Origin of the sequence: Devosia polycyclovorans, assembly GCF_042181575.1 — a bacterium.
GTDB classification, from domain to species: domain Bacteria; phylum Pseudomonadota; class Alphaproteobacteria; order Rhizobiales; family Devosiaceae; genus Devosia; species Devosia polycyclovorans.
In genome coordinates this window covers 513812-528071 of the sequence record NZ_CP170082.1, presented here as the reverse complement: position 1 = coordinate 528071, position 14260 = coordinate 513812, and the positions used below count along the sequence as shown (strand labels likewise).

Genomic DNA, 14260 nt, shown 5'->3' with positions numbered 1-14260 from the left:
CACTCCAATCTTTATTCCTGCCCCGGAACCAACGGCTATGACCAAGGCGCGCACGCTCTACGACAAGATCTGGGACGACCATCTGGTCCAGAACAATGAGGACGGCACAAGCCTGATCTATATCGACCGGCATCTGGTCCACGAGGTCACCTCTCCCCAGGCTTTTGAAGGTCTGCGCATGAACGGCCGCAAGGTCCGCCATCCTGAACGGACCCTGGCCGTGGTCGACCACAATGTGCCTACCACCGACCGCTCCCTGCCCAATCCTGATCCGGAAAGCGCCGTGCAGATCGCTGCGCTGGCCGAGAACACGAAGCATTTCGGCATCGAATATTACGACCCGTTCGACAATCGTCAGGGCATTGTGCACATCGTTGGCCCCGAGCAGGGCTTCACCTTGCCCGGCATGACCATTGTGTGTGGCGACAGCCACACCTCGACCCACGGTGCATTCGGTGCGTTGGCGCATGGCATTGGCACTTCGGAAGTGGAACACGTTCTGGCCACCCAGACGCTGATCCAGCAAAAAGCCAAGAACATGCTGGTGCGCGTGGATGGGCAGCTGCCCAACGGCGTCACCGCCAAGGATATCATTCTTGCCATCATCGGAGAGATCGGCACCGCAGGCGGCACCGGCCATGTGATCGAATTTGCCGGCGAAGCCATCCGTTCGCTCTCCATGGAAGGCCGTATGACGGTCTGCAACATGACCATTGAGGGCGGTGCGCGCGCCGGCCTGATCGCGCCGGACGAGAAGACCTTCGCCTATGTCAAGGACCGCCCACGGGCCCCGACCGGCCAGGCCTGGGACATGGCGCTCGACTACTGGAAGACCCTGCATACCGATGAGGGCGCTCACTACGACAAGGTCGTGGTGCTCGACGCCGCCAATCTGCCGCCGATTGTCTCCTGGGGCTCTTCACCCGAAGACGTCATCTCGGTCACCGGCGCGGTCCCCAATCCCGACGACATTGCCGATGAGAACAAGCGTGCTTCGAAATGGCGTGCGCTGGACTATATGGGGCTCAAGCCTGGCACCCCGATCACCGACATCAAGCTCGACCGCGTCTTTATCGGCTCATGCACCAATGGCCGCATCGAGGATTTGCGCGCGGCCGCCGCCGTCATTGGCGAGCGCAAGGTCGCCGGGCATGTCTCGGCCATGGTGGTCCCCGGCTCAGGCCTGGTGAAGGCACAGGCAGAAGCCGAAGGCCTCGACGCCATCTTCAAGAACGCCGGCTTTGAATGGCGCGAACCGGGCTGTTCCATGTGCCTGGCCATGAACCCGGACAAGCTTGCGCCGGGCGAGCGTTGTGCCTCGACCTCGAACCGCAATTTTGAAGGCCGCCAGGGCTTCAAGGGCCGCACCCATCTGGTGTCGCCCGCCATGGCTGCCGCAGCCGCCATTGCCGGTCACTTCGTCGACATTCGCGAGTGGCACTGAGCAAGACCGACTGCTCGGGGCTATATGCCCCGACGCTGGATGATTTCGAGGCTCTGGCGAGCGCGGCCCTGGCCGGGCTGCCGGAGCCTTTTGCCTCTCTGGCCGCGGACGTCACCTGTTCCGTCGCCGAGTTCGCCGAAGAGGAGATCCTCGCCGGTTTCGGCATGGAAAGCCCGTTTGAGCTGATGGGCCTGTTTTCCGGCATCGGCCTGACCGAAGACGGGGCCGTGCCCCAGACCGGCCAGTTGCCCAACACAGTCTATCTCTACCGCCGCGCCATTCTCGACTATTGGGCCGAGAACGACGACAACACGCTGGGCGAAATTGTCACCCACGTGCTGATCCACGAACTGGGCCACCATTTCGGCTTTTCGGACGAAGACATGGAGGCCATCGAGGCCGCCGCCGAATCCGCCGAACAGGATCACTAGCCGCGATTGGCCGGGTTCGGTCCCTCGGTCACGATCGAGGCCGGTTTCTGGGCGGCATCGGTGCTTTCGCGGTCAGCCTCTTCCCGCGCAACAAACTCGAATTCAGCTTCATTGCCGCCTGCAGGATCGTCGGAAACTTTGAGCGCCAGCCCCCCTTCTTCGAGAGCGGTAAACCACTCTTCCCAACTGACGAGATGAAACCCGCCAATCCGGTCGGTGCCCTCATTGCCATCGCTGTTCAGCGCGTGCTGACCGAAGGTCAACTGCAAAATGGTGCGGTTCTGCGACCCGTCGGGCACGTCCATCAGGATTGGGTTGCCGCCCCGTGCGGCGGCCCACTGGCGAATGGCTTCGCGGTCGGTCAGGATCTGGGACATGGCGGATTCTCCATTCTGGCTTTGCTTGAGTAAGGCTCGATGGCGTGCAAGGTTCCGTGCCAAGCAGCAAAGGAGACCCGGATGAGACTGTTACGTTCCTCCGCCATTGCCCTGGCCATGCTTGTCGCGCTTCCCGCCATCGCTCCGCTCGCCTGCGCGGTGCCGGACCTGACCGCTATCAGCCCGTTCGACGCCGACCGCATGAACGGGCTTGAAAACGCCCGGACCCGTGGTCTGGCCGAAGCCTTGCTATCCGAGAGCGCCGCGGATCGCGAACTCGCGTCGCACTTGTTCGCGCCCGGCATCGCCCCTCAGGCTCCATTACCTGATGGAGCTTATCGCTGTCGCACCATCAAGCTCGGCGGCCTGCTGCCGCTGACCGCCTATAGCTTTTTCGATTGCAGAATTTCGGGCAGCGGCACCAAAATTGAGAAGCTGACCGGCTCACAAAGGTTCAGCGGCGAACTCCTGGCGAGCCAGGCCGGCGGACACTTCTATCGCGGCGCACTCCATTATGGCGACGAGAACCCTCGTCCCTATCGGGAGGACGGGGATCGCAGCCAGGTCGGTTGCTTGTACAGAATTGAGGGAAAGCCGGTGCGCTATCGCCTGGAACTGCCGTTTCCGCGTTTCGAATCCACCCATGACGTGATCGAACTGGTGCCGGCGCCCTGAGGGGGATTTGCGGCGCGGCGCCGCGCTGCTATGGAGCCATACAAAACAAGAAGAGACAGGCCGATGGCAGACACATCAAGCCGCATTTTGCTGGGAAAGATCGGCGCCGCGCACGGCATCAAGGGCGAGGTGCGCATTACCTCCCATACCCAGGATCCCGCGGCGATTGCCGATTATGGCCCGTTGCAAACCAACCGCCCGGGTCTCGTCATCACCATCGAATCGGCGCGGCTCAACAAGACCGTTCTAGTCGCCCGTCTCAACGGCGTGCGCGACCGCAATGCCGCCGAAACCCTTAATGGTGTTGAGCTCTACGTCGATCGCAACCAGCTGCCCGAGATTGATGACGAGGACGATTTCTACCATGCCGACCTGATCGGGCTCGACGCCCGGCTGGACAACGGGGTGTCGATAGGGGCGGTCAGCGCCATCTATGATCATGGCGCGGGGGATATCCTGGAGGTGCAAGATCAACGCTCGGGCGACACTTTTCTCTACCCCTTCACCAAGGCCGTAGTGCCCATCATTCGCATCGCCGAAGGCTATCTGGTCATTGCCCCGCCACTCGACGCCGAGCCCGGTGAGGAAGAGCCCGATTGATGTTCTCGGCTGATATCATCACCCTGTTCCCCGAACTCTTTCCCGGGCCACTGGGCGCGTCGGTTCTGGGGCGCGGTCTCAATGACGGGCTCTGGAGCCTTCGTGCGACCCAATTGCGCGACTTTGCCACCGACCGCCATCGCACCGTGGACGATACGCCCTCCGGTGGGGGCGCCGGCATGGTGCTCAAGCCCGATATTCTCGCCAGGGCCATCGACACCATCGCCCCGGGCAATGATCCGCGCCCGCGTATCCTGATGTCGCCACGTGGCAGGCCGCTGACTCAAACGCTCGCGCATGAACTGGCCACCGGACCCGGTGCGGTGATTGTCTGCGGGCGTTTTGAAGGGGTGGACCAGCGCATCATCGAAGCGCGCCAGCTCGAGGAAGTTTCTATCGGCGACTATGTGCTCGCCGGCGGCGAAGTGGCCGCCATGGTGCTGCTCGAAGCCGTGGTACGGCTTATTCCTGGCGTGTTGGGCGCTCTCGATAGCCGTGACGAGGAGAGCTTTGAAAACGGCTTGCTCGAATATCCGCAATATACCAGGCCGCAAAGCTTTGAAGGCCAGGACATTCCGGCCGTGCTGACCTCCGGCGACCATGGCAGAATAGCAAAATGGCGCCATGAGCAATCGCTGGAGCTGACCCGGGCGCGGCGACCGGACCTGCTCACCGGCAAATAGCCTTTCAACACTGGTTCAGGACGAGGCCCGAGCTGGATTGGTGGCCAAAACCACTGGACTCTGGAGCCGTTTTCCCCTATGAGCCGGCCATTCGCGTGCCCGGCGTATCGGACCGGCATGCACCAAGACCAAGAAGACTACTTCTCCGTTACCAACCAAGACCGGATGGCGGGGCCAAAGGCCCAAAAAGAGTCATCCCTATGAAAAGATCAGAACGGATCGAACATGAATATCATTGAACAGCTCGAGGCCGAGCAGGTTGCCGCGCTCGCCGCACAGCGCGAAGTCCCCGACTTCACCCATGGCGACACCGTCAAGGTGTGGGTCAAGATTCGCGAAGGCGACAAGGAACGTCTGCAAGCCTATGAAGGCGTCGTGATTGCCCGCTCCGGCGGCGGCATCATGGAAAGCTTCACCGTCCGCAAGATTTCCTATGGCGAAGGCGTGGAACGCGTGTTCCCGATCTACTCGCCCAACATCGCTTCGATCGAAGTGATCAAGCGCGGTAAGGTCCGTCGCGCCAAGCTGTACTATCTGCGTGATCGTCGCGGTAAGTCGGCGCGTATTTTCGAATCGACCAATTCGCGCACCAAGAAGATTCAGGACGCCGAGCGCACCGCCGCCCAGGCTGCCAAGGAAGCCCGCGAAGCCGAAAAGATCGCTGCTGCAGAAGCCTTTGCTGCCGAACAGGCCGCCAAGGAAGCCGAAGCTGCCGCCGCTGCTGCTGCCGCCGAACAGGCCGCTGCCGCTGAAGGCGAAGAAGCCAAGAGCGAATAAGAGCACTCGCTCTTTGAGATATGAAAAGGCCCGGCCGTCAGGTCGGGCTTTTTCTTTGAACGGCCCCGCGCCAGGCGATTCACGTGAAACGCTGCTGACAGTCCCGTCGCGGCCGCGCCATTTCCGGCTTTACCCCTGCCTTCGGCTTGGCGATAACGGGGCCACCTGCCAATACCCGATTCTCCGGACGCCACATGACCCATGCCATCGTCACCTGGAACATCAATTCGGTGCGGCTGCGCCTGCCCATGGTGCTGGACTTTCTGGCGCAATATCAGCCGGACGTGCTGATGCTGCAGGAAATCAAGTGCACCAATGACCAGTTTCCGCGCAACGCCTTCATTGCAGCGGGCTATCCGCATATGGCGGTGCACGGCCAGAAGGGCTATCACGGCGTCGCCATTGTTTCGAAATTTCCTCTGACCGATGTCTCGAGCCGGGTCTTCTGCGAAATCGACGAATCCCGCCACATTTCAGCACTGGTCGACCTGGGGCACGGGCCCTTTACGCTCCACAATTTCTATATCCCCGCCGGCGGCGACGAGCCCGACCCCGAGATCAATCCCAAGTTCAAGCACAAGCTGGGGTTCCTCAACGAACTCAAGACATGGTTTGCCGAACCCGTCTTCCAGCGCGGCCATCTGATCGCCGGCGATTTCAACATCGCCCCGCATGAGAACGACGTCTGGAGCCACAAGCAGCTTTTGAAGGTCGTCAGCCACACCCCGGTCGAAACCGAGGCGCTCAATGCCATCCTCGGAGGTGGGCATGGCTGGACCGACCTGGTGCGCAAGCATGTGCCGCACGACACCAAGATCTATTCCTGGTGGAGCTATCGCGGCAAGGATTGGGAGGCCTCCGATCGCGGCCGGCGGCTCGACCATATCTGGTCGACCGCAGATGTCGCCGAGCGCTCGGTGAGCGCAGAGATCATCAAGCCGGCTCGCGGCTGGACTGACAAGCCCAGCGACCACGTGCCAGTGATCGCCCGTTTCGTGCGGCCTTAGTGGCGAACCAACGCACTAGCCGCCTTTCATCTTGCCTTTCAGCGGCTCGAGCGCATGCATATAGCGCCCCAGTTCCTGCTCGATGCGCTGAGCCGCGCGCGCGGCCAGATCCGGGCTCTGCCGCGCCAGCTTGAGAAATGCCGTCCGAGGCACGAACAGCAATTCGCAATCGGTGACGGCAGTGAAGGTGACAGAGCGGGGTTTGTCCAGAATCAGCGAGGTGGGCGAAATGACGCTACCCGGTTCTGAGAGCGCATAGGGCTTACCGGCCTCGGCCCCCTCATGCTTGGCCTTGACCGTGCCCTCAATCAGCACGAAAGCACCGGTCGGTACGTCACCAGCCTTATAGATGACGGCGTCCGCCTCGAAATGCTTGCGGTCCCCCGCAAAGCCGAGCATGCGCAACTGCTCGTCATCGCAGATGTCGAAGAAATCGGCCCGGGCCAAGACCCCGGCCGCGTCATCCATTCTCATATGCCCCAGACCCACAGCGCCAATACGCGCCGCCCGCTGGCTGCGGGCGGCCATTCCGGTTCAAGCTATAGTCTGGTTCGGGCAGGAAATGAAAGGCTTTGCGCCGTTCAGGGGACGAGACGGTAGCCCCCGTCTTCGGTGACCAGCAGACGCGCATTGGACGGATCGCGCTCGATCTTCTGCCGCAACCGATAGATATGGGTTTCCAGCGTATGGGTGGTCACCCGGTTATTGTATCCCCAGACTTCCTTCAAAAGCACATCGCGGGTGATCGTCTTGGGGCCCTGGCGGTAGAGATATTTAAGGATCGAAGTTTCCTTGTCGGTGAGGCGCACCTTGATGCCCTCATTGGTCTCAAGCACTTTGGCCGCCGGCTGGAAGCTGTACTGGCCAATGGTAAAAACCGCATCCTCGCTCTGGTCACGCTGCCTGAGGGCCGCATTGATCCGGGCCAGCAGCACCGGATAGCGGAACGGCTTGGTCAAATAGTCATTGGCCCCGGCTTCAAGCCCCTTGATCTCGTCAGCATCGGTGTCGTGACCGGTCAGCATCAGAACAGGGCTCTTATAGCCGTCCTGCCGCATCAGCTTGACCGCCTCGCGGCCGTCCATATCGGGCAGGCCGACATCCAGAATGGTCAATTCGACATTGTGCTCGCGAACCGCCTTGAGGGCGTCATTGGCCGTTCCGGCCTGGAGAATTTCGAAGTCAGGCTCGCCCTTGAGCTGTTCAACCAGGGTTTGGCGCAGGTCCGCGTCGTCATCTACGACAAGGATGCGTCGCTTGTTCATTGTTTTCTCCGGTCTTTCTGTGCTGACCCAGCAAGTCCACACTATGGCGACCCGTTTTCGGCCAGGTAATCACAACGGCGTTATTTCAACCTGAGCAACGCGCTAGCCGGACGAAAAGTTGCAGGCGGCGCCTACCGCTTGCCGAAGAGCGCCGAGCCTACCCGCACATGGGTGGCGCCCATGGCGATGGCCGTTTCGAAGTCACCGCTCATCCCCATGGACAGCTGCTCGACCCCCGCCATGCGGCCCAGCGCGGCAAGATGCGCGAAATAGGGGCCGGCGGGCTGGCCATCGGGCGGGATGCACATCAGTCCGACGATATCGAGCCCATGCGCATCGCGGCAATGGTGGACGAAGGCCACCGCCTCTTGGACCGGGATGCCGGTCTTCTGTTCTTCGCCACCAATATTGACCTGAACGAAACAGGGCAGATGCCGTCCCGCCCGCGCCATCTCAGCCGCCAGCACCGCGGCGATCTTGTCGCGATCCACCGTTTCGATGACATCAAACAGCGCTACGGCCTCACGCGCCTTGTTCGACTGCAGCGGCCCGATCAGGTGCAGGCTGAGATCGGGGTATTTCTCGCGCAGGCCAGGCCATTTTTCCTTGGCCTCCTGCACCCGGTTCTCCCCGAATACGCGTTGGCCCGCCGCGATATAGGGCTCGATGACCTCTGCCGGGAAGGTCTTGGACACGGCCACCAGTTCCACCGCCTCTGGCGGCGCCCCAAACCGGCGGCGCGCCTTTTCCATGCGCGTGCGAATATAGTCGAGGCGCGTTGCGGCGCTTTCAGCGCGATCAGCCATGTTCCGGCCCCGTCTCTGTTGACCTAGCAAGGGATTTCTGGTGATGGTCCGGGTAGCCAAAAACCCTCCAAAACGCAAGCTGCGCCGCCCTTTGCGGCTGGCCAGGCGTGAAATCTTGCAAGGACGACCATCACGTGAGCGGCGAACGCTACAATCCGCGCGAAAGCGAACCGAAATGGCAGAAGATCTGGGATGAGAACAAGAGCTTCGTCACCGCCAATGACGATCCGCGCGATCCCTATTACGTCCTTGAGATGTTCCCCTACCCTTCGGGCCGCATCCATATGGGCCATGTGCGCAACTATGCCATGGGCGATGTGGTGGCGCGCTATCACCGTGCCCGCGGCAAGAATGTGCTGCACCCCATGGGCTGGGACGCCTTCGGCCTGCCCGCGGAAAATGCCGCCATCGAGCGCAAGACCCATCCCGGTGCCTGGACCTACCAGAACATCGAGGCGATGAAGGCTCAGCTCAAATCGATGGGCCTGTCGATCGACTGGACGCGCGAAATCGCCACCTGCTCGCCCGACTATTACAAACACCAGCAGGCCATGTTCATCGACATGCTCGAAGCCGGCCTAGTCACCCGCAAGTCGTCCAAGGTCAATTGGGACCCGGTCGACATGACGGTGCTGGCCAATGAACAGGTCATCGATGGCAAGGGCTGGCGCTCCGGCGCGGTGGTCGAGCAGCGCGAGCTGACCCAGTGGTTCTTCAGGATTTCCGATTTTGCCGAGGAGCTGCTCGAGGCCCTCGATGGGCTGACCGAATGGCCCGAAAAGGTCCGCGTCATGCAGCGCAACTGGATTGGCAAATCCGAAGGCCTGCGGCTGCTGTTCGAGCTGGAAGCCAGCGACAGGACCGATGCGACCAGCATCGAGGTTTTCACCACGCGCCCCGACACGATTTTCGGCGCCTCCTTCATCGCGCTCTCGCCCGACCATCCTCTGAGCGCCCAGATGGCGGCCAATGACCCGGCCCTGACCGAGTTCATTGCCGAATTCCATCGCCAGGGCACCGCGACCGAAACGCTTGAAAAGGCAGAGAAAAAAGGCGTCTTCACTGGCCTGCGCGTCAAGCATCCGGTAATCGAAGGGCAGACGCTGCCCGTCTATGTCGCCAATTTCGTGCTGATGGATTACGGCACCGGCGCTGTATTTGGATGCCCGGCGCATGACCAGCGCGATCTCGATTTCGCCCGCAAATATGATCTGCCGGTTACCCCGGTGGTGCTGCCGCCAGGCGCCGATCCCAACAGCTTTTCCATTGGCACCGAAGCCTATGTAGACGCCGGTAACATCTTCAATTCCGATTTCCTTGATGGCCTCTCGATCGATGAAGCCAAGACACGGATCGCCGATCATTTCGGCGCCCGCACGGTCGACGGCAAGCCGCAGGGCAAGGTTGAGGTCAATTACCGCCTGCGTGACTGGGGCATTTCGCGCCAGCGCTATTGGGGCTGCCCCATTCCGGTGATCCACTGCGAGGTCTGCGGCACACTTCCAGTGCCGAAGAAGGACCTGCCGGTGGTGCTGCCCGAGGACGTGACCTTCGACAAGCCGGGCAATGCGCTCGACCATCACCCCACCTGGAAGCACGTAAATTGCCCGCAATGTGGCGGTGCCGCGCGGCGCGAAACCGACACCATGGACACATTTGTCGACAGTTCCTGGTATTTTGCACGTTTCACTGCCCCCGACGCCGACACGCCCACCATTCCAGCTGTGGCCGATCGCTGGCTGCCGGTGGACCAGTATATTGGCGGCATTGAGCATGCGATCCTGCACCTGCTCTACTCGCGCTTCTTCACCCGCGCCATGAAGGCGACCGGTCACGTGGGCATGAGCGAGCCCTTCAAGGGCATGTTCACCCAGGGCATGGTGACCCACGAGACCTATAAGGGCGATAAGGGCGAATGGGTGCCCCCCACTGACATCATCATCGAGACGGTGGGGGAAGCCCGCACCGCCAGGCACGCCCAGACCGGCGCGCCAATCGCCATCGGTTCGGTCGAAAAGATGAGCAAGTCCAAGAAGAACGTGGTGGATCCTGACGAGATCGTGCGCAGCTACGGCGCCGATACCGCCCGCTGGTTCATGCTCTCGGACTCCCCGCCCGAGCGTGACGTGCAATGGACTGAATCGGGCGTTGAAGGCGCCAGCCGCTTCCAGCAGCGCATCTGGCGCCTCGTCAACGACGCGGTCGAATTATCCGAACAATCCTCATCGACTGTTTCACTGGACAGTGCTGATGCCCTGGCCCTGCGCAAGATCATCCATCGCACCGTCGCTGGTGTCGCCCAGGACATCGAGGGGCTCGGCTTCAACCGCGCCGTCGCCCGCATCTATGAGCTGACCAATGCTCTGGTGAAGGCCAAGGACGGCAAAGCGGCCGCCGAACTCGCCCCAATCTTGCGCGACGGCGTCGAAAAGCTGGTTCTGCTGATCAATCTGATGATGCCGCATCTCGCCGAAAGCTGCTGGGAAGTGCTTGGAAAACAAGGGCTTGTTGCAGACGCTCAGTGGCCTGAAATCGATCCGGCCATGCTGGTCGACGATGAGGTGACCCTGCCCATACAGATCAATGGCAAGCGCCGCGGCGAAATCAATGTCGCCAAGGACATGCCGGCGGCAGAAGTTGAGACCCTCGTGCTGGCGCTCGAGATCGTCCAGAAGGCGCTGGACGGCAAGACGCCAAAGAAGGTGGTGGTGGTGCCCAATCGCATCGTCAACATCGTCGTCTAGATGACGGCCCTCAAGGCCCATGAAGTGGCGCGCTATCTGGCGCGCCCCGATCTCAGCGAGGGGATATTCCTCGCCTATGGGCCCGATGGCGGGCTTGTGCGCGAAACAGCGCAGCGCCTGATTCGTCATTTGAGCGGCGACGACCCGGCCTCGGCCAATGTCACCATCTTTGACGGGCCGGAACTGGCTTCCGACCCATCCCAACTGGTGTTGGAAGCGCGTTCGGTATCGCTATTCGGGGGCAAGCGCATCATCCGGGTGCGCAATGCCACCAAGGCACTGGTCATGCCGCTGACTGAGCTGCGCGACGACCCCGGAGGCACGGCCATCATCCTCGAAGCCGACAATCTCACCCCACGCGATGCGCTGCGCTCGCTGGTCGAGGCGGCCAAACTCGGACGCGCCCTGCCCTGCTATCCAGATTCCGACGAAACCCTGATGGCGCTGATGCGCGAAACCTTCAATCAGGCCGGCATACGGACCGATAGCGATGTGGTGCCGACTTTGCGCGAAATTCTGGGCAATGACCGGGAGGTAACGCGCCGCGAGCTGGAAAAACTGACGCTCTATGCCGCAGCGAGCAAGGTTTTGACGCGCGAGGATGTTCTTCTGCTTTGCGCCGATAATGGCGCCTTGGCCATCGATGCCATTCTCGATGCAACCGGTGGCGGCCATGCGGAACGACTCGAACTGGCCCTCAATCGGGCGCTGGCCGCCAATGTGAACCCCCAGCAATTGCTGGCCATGCTAACCAATCACTTCGCCAATCTCCGCCGCTGGCGCACCGAACTCGATAGCGGCAAGACCGCTCGGGCCGTCCTTGATAGCCAGCGCCCCAAACCACATTTTTCGCGCATAGGCGCCCTGGAGCAGCAATTGCGGCTCTGGAGCGATCCCGCCCTCGCCCAGGCCATAGAGCGGCTGCTGCAAGGCGTGTCGGATTCCCGACGAAAGCCTGCCCTCGCCGATGCCGTACTGCGCCGCACGACCCTGGCGCTTTGTATGATGGCCGCCACGCATTAGCGGGGAGACGGTCTGGGTTCGACGCGGAAAGCGCCCCAGCCGAAACGGTTTCACGTGGAACAGCTTGCTTTTCAGGGACTTAGTTTGTACGGCCGGTCAAGCGAAGACAGATATCGTCCAGCTGCTCAAGCGTCTTGTAGCGGATTTCGACCTTGCCGCCGCGCTCGGTATGGTTCAGCGCGACGCTCAACCCCAGCGCATCGGCAAGCCTGCGCTCCAAGGCCAAGGTGTCGGCATCACGCTGCGTCGGTTCGGTGGCGGGCTTGCGCTTGGGCAGATCACGCTGCTGGCTCAGGGCTTCCGCCTCACGTACCGAAAGCCCTTTCTCGACGATCTGGCGGGCCAGAGCGGCCGGGTCTTCTACTGTAATCAGCGTCCTGGCGTGGCCGGCGGTCAGGGTGCCACTCGACACCATGCCGCGCACATCCTCGGGTAGTTTGAGCAGGCGCAATGTATTGGCAACATGCGAACGCGATTTGCCGATCACTTGCGCCAAATCCTGCTGCGTATAGTCGAATTGCTCGATCAACTGGCCGTAGCCCAGCGCTTCTTCAAGCGGGTTGAGGTCGGCGCGCTGCACGTTCTCGATGATCGCCAGCTCAAGCGCTTCCTTGTCATCGACCTCGCGGACAATGACCGGCACATCATGCAGGCCCGCCTTCTGCGCTGCCCTCCAGCGCCGCTCGCCGGCGATTAGCTCAAAAACATTGGGGTCGTCGGTCGGCCGCACCAGCAAAGGCGACATCACGCCCTTCTCGCGGATGGAATTGGTCAATTCCTCCAGCAGTTCCGGGTCGAAGCTTCGCCGCGGATTGGCGCGGTTGGCAATGATGAAATCGACCGGCAAACGCTTGCTGCCGCCTGAGGACTCAGTGACGCGCGCGCCCTCTATAGCCGCCATATCGCCAATCAGCGCGGCAAGGCCCCGGCCCAGACGAGTTGGTTTGTCGGTCATTTAGAGCTCCTAGGCAGCATTCAGCCGCCGCTCGCGGCGGATAACTTCGGTCGCCAGGCGCAGATAAGCCTGACTACCGGCACATTTCAGATCATAAAGCAGGGCAGGCTTGCCGTAGGACGGCGCCTCGCTGAGCCGAACATTACGCGGAATCACGGTCTCATAGACCAATTCGCCCATTTCACTGCGCACGTCATTGAGCACCTGTTCACTCAGATTGTTACGCTTGTCGAACATGGTCATCACAACGCCCTGAATGGATAGGCGAGGATTGAGCGTTGACCGGATCTGCTCAATGGTTTGCAGCAGCTGGCTGAGCCCCTCCAGGGCAAAAAATTCGCATTGCAGCGGCACAAGAACAGCATCTGCCGCCACAAGAGAATTGACCGTAAGCAGATTCAAGGACGGCGGACAGTCGATCAGGATATAGCTGATCGACTGGTCATTTAGACGCAGTTCATCGAGGCTTTTAAAAGCGTTACGCAGCTTGAAGGCGCGATCGGCCTGATCGGCTATAGTCAGTTCGACGCCGAGCAAATCCATGGTCGATGGCACGATGGCCACATTGGGCACGCTCGTCATCACCGCCGCCTGGGGTACACTGGCCTCGCCCACCAGCACATCATAGGCCGAGAGCGCCCGGTCGGTGCGCGAAATGCCCAGCCCTGTCGAGGCATTGCCTTGAGGGTCCAGGTCGACAATCAGCACACGTTCGCCTATGGCGGCCAGAGCTGTCGCCAGGTTGATGGCGGTGGTCGTCTTGCCCACGCCGCCCTTTTGATTGGCCAAAGTCAATATCCGGGGTGCCAAATTGGCCTCCGTATGCCGCTAACGCGTTGTTTTCCGGCGCAGATTCGTCACGGTCAGGATCACGCCGCCGGGATCAGTATCACTCGACCTTACTAGCACGTCGTGGTGCCAGTGCGCACCCGATTCCGTGAGCTCTTCAACATGTTCCCGCCCTTTATGCAGAATGGCCCTTGTTTGTGGGCCAAAAAAGGGCGCCATCCAGTTGCATAACAGAGGCATAGCCGCCAAAGCGCGCGAGGTGATGACGTCCGGGATGCCTGTTTCACGTGAATCAATTTCATCGCTACGGCGTCCGATCACTGTCACATTAAGGTCGAGCTCACGGGCCACAGTCCGCAGAAAGCTGACTTTGCGTGCGTTTGGCTCGATAAGAACGAATCTGCGGTCCGTTCCTTTGCTCGCGATCGCCATTGGCAGGGCAGGAAAACCCCCGCCACTGCCCAAATCCAGGCAGAGGCGGTCCGCGCTGTTCATCAGGGTCAGCACCTGCAGACTGTCGGCAAAATGCCGCGTCCAGACCTGGGCCAATGTTTCACGTGAAACCAGATTCTGCACGGCCTGCCATTTGGCGAGCAGCTTGACATAGGATTCCAAATCTCTACCAACGGCCGCGGCCGGGCGCGACAATACCGGCGCATAAGGCGCTATGGCTTCCATGTTTGG

At 61.2% G+C, this 14260-nt stretch carries 16 protein-coding genes; 9 read left to right on the top strand and 7 right to left on the bottom strand.

Going from position 1 to position 14260, the window contains the following annotated elements; all coding sequences use genetic code 11:
• Positions 1-37 precede the first annotated feature (37 nt).
• Positions 38-1444, top strand: coding sequence for a 3-isopropylmalate dehydratase large subunit (gene leuC / locus ACE4RL_RS02665; protein ID WP_375598989.1), 1407 nt, complete (start codon positions 38-40; stop codon positions 1442-1444).
• The gene (locus ACE4RL_RS02660; RefSeq protein ID WP_375598988.1) at positions 1435-1875 is read left to right on the top strand and encodes a metallopeptidase family protein; all 441 of its coding nucleotides are present in this window, start codon (positions 1435-1437) and stop codon (positions 1873-1875) included. The genes leuC and ACE4RL_RS02660 overlap by 10 nt, the downstream gene beginning before the upstream one ends.
• Here the strand turns inward: ACE4RL_RS02660 and ACE4RL_RS02655 are convergent.
• Complete coding sequence (locus ACE4RL_RS02655; RefSeq protein ID WP_375598987.1) at positions 1872-2252, bottom strand: hypothetical protein; 381 nt, start codon at positions 2250-2252, stop codon at positions 1872-1874. The two genes, ACE4RL_RS02660 and ACE4RL_RS02655, sit on opposite strands and share 4 nt — an antisense overlap.
• A gap of 81 nt (positions 2253-2333) precedes the next feature.
• Between ACE4RL_RS02655 and ACE4RL_RS02650 the strand changes: the two genes are divergently transcribed.
• The 5 genes from ACE4RL_RS02650 (at position 2334) to ACE4RL_RS02630 (ending at position 5994) form a co-directional block, all read left to right on the top strand.
• Complete coding sequence (locus ACE4RL_RS02650; protein WP_375598986.1) at positions 2334-2927, top strand: DUF4893 domain-containing protein; 594 nt, start codon at positions 2334-2336, stop codon at positions 2925-2927.
• A 63-nt stretch (positions 2928-2990) separates the two neighbouring features.
• Positions 2991-3527, top strand: coding sequence for a ribosome maturation factor RimM (rimM, locus tag ACE4RL_RS02645; RefSeq protein ID WP_375598985.1), 537 nt, complete (start codon positions 2991-2993; stop codon positions 3525-3527).
• Positions 3527-4210, top strand: a complete 684-nt coding sequence (gene trmD / locus ACE4RL_RS02640; RefSeq protein ID WP_375598984.1) for a tRNA (guanosine(37)-N1)-methyltransferase TrmD — start codon at positions 3527-3529, stop codon at positions 4208-4210. The genes rimM and trmD overlap by 1 nt, the downstream gene beginning before the upstream one ends.
• Before the next feature lie 225 nt (positions 4211-4435).
• Positions 4436-4987 (top strand): 50S ribosomal protein L19, encoded by a 552-nt coding sequence (rplS, locus tag ACE4RL_RS02635; protein WP_375598983.1) that lies wholly within the window; start codon positions 4436-4438, stop codon positions 4985-4987.
• Positions 4988-5181: 194 nt separating this feature from the next.
• Positions 5182-5994: an exodeoxyribonuclease III gene (locus ACE4RL_RS02630; RefSeq protein ID WP_375598982.1), complete on the top strand. Its 813-nt coding sequence runs from the start codon at positions 5182-5184 to the stop codon at positions 5992-5994.
• A gap of 15 nt (positions 5995-6009) precedes the next feature.
• Here the strand turns inward: ACE4RL_RS02630 and ACE4RL_RS02625 are convergent, their stop codons facing one another.
• The 3 genes from ACE4RL_RS02625 to ACE4RL_RS02615 all read right to left on the bottom strand — a co-directional run bounded on the left by ACE4RL_RS02625 (position 6010) and on the right by ACE4RL_RS02615 (position 8065).
• Positions 6010-6522: a Crp/Fnr family transcriptional regulator gene (locus ACE4RL_RS02625; RefSeq protein WP_375598981.1), complete on the bottom strand. Its 513-nt coding sequence runs from the start codon at positions 6520-6522 to the stop codon at positions 6010-6012.
• A gap of 53 nt (positions 6523-6575) precedes the next feature.
• On the bottom strand, positions 6576-7259 hold the full coding sequence (locus ACE4RL_RS02620) for a response regulator transcription factor (RefSeq protein ID WP_375598980.1): 684 nt from the start codon (positions 7257-7259) through the stop codon (positions 6576-6578).
• Between the two features lie 131 nt (positions 7260-7390).
• Positions 7391-8065 (bottom strand): YggS family pyridoxal phosphate-dependent enzyme, encoded by a 675-nt coding sequence (locus ACE4RL_RS02615; protein WP_375598979.1) that lies wholly within the window; start codon positions 8063-8065, stop codon positions 7391-7393.
• Positions 8066-8199: 134 nt separating this feature from the next.
• Between ACE4RL_RS02615 and leuS the strand changes: the two genes are divergently transcribed.
• Positions 8200-10809 carry a leucine--tRNA ligase gene (gene leuS / locus ACE4RL_RS02610; protein WP_375598978.1) on the top strand — a complete coding sequence of 870 codons (2610 nt, stop codon included), beginning with the start codon at positions 8200-8202 and terminating at the stop codon, positions 10807-10809.
• Positions 10810-11832, top strand: a complete 1023-nt coding sequence (gene holA / locus ACE4RL_RS02605; protein WP_375598977.1) for a DNA polymerase III subunit delta — start codon at positions 10810-10812, stop codon at positions 11830-11832.
• A 79-nt stretch (positions 11833-11911) separates the two neighbouring features.
• Here holA and ACE4RL_RS02600 read toward each other — a convergent pair whose 3' ends face one another.
• The 3 genes from ACE4RL_RS02600 to rsmG are packed head-to-tail and all read right to left on the bottom strand — an operon-like array spanning position 11912 to position 14254.
• Positions 11912-12787, bottom strand: coding sequence for a ParB/RepB/Spo0J family partition protein (locus ACE4RL_RS02600; protein ID WP_375598976.1), 876 nt, complete (start codon positions 12785-12787; stop codon positions 11912-11914).
• 9 nt (positions 12788-12796) lie between these two features.
• Entirely contained in the window at positions 12797-13597 is an 801-nt protein-coding gene (locus ACE4RL_RS02595; RefSeq protein WP_375598975.1) for a ParA family protein, read from the bottom strand.
• Between the two features lie 18 nt (positions 13598-13615).
• Positions 13616-14254, bottom strand: coding sequence for a 16S rRNA (guanine(527)-N(7))-methyltransferase RsmG (gene rsmG, locus ACE4RL_RS02590; RefSeq protein ID WP_375598974.1), 639 nt, complete (start codon positions 14252-14254; stop codon positions 13616-13618).
• Positions 14255-14260 lie beyond the last annotated feature (6 nt).